This is a genomic window from Ectothiorhodospira sp. 9100, assembly GCF_022227565.1.
Classification (GTDB): domain Bacteria; phylum Pseudomonadota; class Gammaproteobacteria; order Ectothiorhodospirales; family Ectothiorhodospiraceae; genus Ectothiorhodospira; species Ectothiorhodospira marina.
On the sequence record NZ_JAJNAN010000101.1, the window covers coordinates 1 to 1,867 of the forward strand.

The window sequence follows — 1,867 nt, forward strand, 5'->3', positions numbered from 1 at the left end:
CCAGGGATTGGATCAACCCCTTGTCCAGGCCGCGCGAGTTCCGATAATCCAGGTCTTCGAGGCTCGCTGTGTGTCGCAGCTTGGCCTGGCGCAACCGGCTCGCCATGCGCCGATTTTCCCGTTCGGTTGTTTCGCGGTCCACCAACAGTCCAAGACGTTCTTCGAAGCTCAGTTCCTGGATGTCGGGTGTGGCCACCTGGTCGGCCAGGGCGGCCGCCATGCCGGTTAACTTGAGGGCGTGGAGTTTATCCAGGGTGGGATGTTTGAGCATGTCAGACCCCCTCAGAGTAGTAGGCTGGGCCGCGGATGTTGTCGTGGCCATCAGGTAAGGCCAACTCCTGCTGTTCTTCCAGAGGCTGTTCATCCAGGCGGTGTTTGAGGATGGATTCGATGTTCTTGTAGCGGCACGTGCCCAGCGTCAGCGCGCGTTGACAGGCGGCCTCCAACCGAGCATCACCAAACGTCTTCCCCAGGCGGAGGATACCCAGACAGGAACGGTAGGCTTGCTGGGGGTGCTTTCGGGCACCCAGGGCGGTGCAGATGAGCTTTTCTGTAGCAGGCCCGGTCTTGGCAGCCCATGCGATCAGACGCTTGGATGTCCACTCACCTGACTGACGATGGGATTCGGGCATGTGGGCGGCCACGGTGGTGTGCCGCCCCTTCTGATCGGAGCGTGGGTGGCTGGCAACTCGGTTGCCCCGGTAAAAACACTCGATGGTGTTGTGGGTGATCCGGATCTCGACCTCCTTCTTGATCAGGGCGTAAGGCACCGAGTAGTAGTGCCCCCCGATGGCCACGTGGTAGTCGATATGCACTCGGGCCTTCTTCCATTCGGCATAGACATAACGCTCTGCCGGCAAAGGCTGCAGGGCCGGCTTGTCCAGCTGCTCGAAGTGGTCGCGCCGACACCCGGGCAACTTCCGGAACGGACGGTCGTTGAGCTTCTCCAGCAGTTCACGGATGCTGAATTTGAGTTGCCCGAGCGAGAAGTGCTGACGGTGGCGCAGTGCCGCCAGTATCCACCGCTCAACGATCAGCACGCCACCCTCCACCTTGGCCTTGTCCCGGGGTTTTCGGGATCGTGCGGGGACAACGGCCACGCCGTAATGGGCGGCCATGTCCTGATAGGTCGGATTGAGATCCGGATCGTAACGATGCGCCTTGGTGACGCCCGATTTCAGGTTGTCCGGCACCACCAACTCTGGCACACCTCCGAAGAACTCGAAGGCCCGGATGTGGGATCCAATCCAGTCGGGCAGTGTCTGGCTCCAGGTCGGCTCTGCATAGCTGTAATTGGACGCCCCAAGCACTGCCACGAAGATCTGAGCCTCGCGGATCTCACCGGTATTGCGATCAATGACTGGCACAGTCTGGCCGGCATAGTCCACAAACAGCTTCTCTCCAGCCCGGTGGTCCTGACGCATCACCATGTCCAGCTTGCCCTGCCAGGCCCGATAGTTCTCGCAAAACCAGCTGTACTGGTACCCCTCCGGGTGGGCTTCCCGGTACTCCTGCCAGATCAGGAAAAGGGTGACGTGCTTGCCCCTCAACTCCTCTTTAACCCGATGCCAGTCCGGTACGACCCGGGCATGCGCTGGCAGGTCTGGCGGGGGCGGAAATAACAACTGCTCCAGGCGACTTTCGCCCAGGTCCTCTGGCAATGGCCAACTCAGACCCGCCTCGGCAAAACGCCGAAGATACTCCCTCACGGTGGGACGACTGATACCGCAGGCCACTGCAACCTGGCGGTTGCTCAGCCCTCGCTCCCATTTAAGGCGCAGGACTTCTTTGATCTTCCGCATGGATAACCTCTTCGCTGGCATCTGACCTTCCCCGGATGGAAAGGAACAGCCTACCGGTAAGTTAT

Annotated in this window: 2 protein-coding genes; both read right to left on the reverse strand. The window is 60.5% G+C overall.

Annotated features, from left to right (window positions below; all coding sequences use genetic code 11):
• Window positions 1-271, reverse strand: a 271-nt coding sequence (locus LPW29_RS15035; RefSeq protein WP_238628687.1) for an ATP-binding protein, incomplete at its 3' end; no start/stop codon positions are given.
• A 1-nt stretch (window position 272) separates the two neighbouring features.
• The gene (gene istA, locus LPW29_RS15040; RefSeq protein ID WP_238628688.1) at window positions 273-1,823 is read right to left on the reverse strand and encodes an IS21 family transposase; all 1,551 of its coding nucleotides are present in this window, start codon (window positions 1,821-1,823) and stop codon (window positions 273-275) included.
• Window positions 1,824-1,867: the final 44 nt, after the last annotated feature.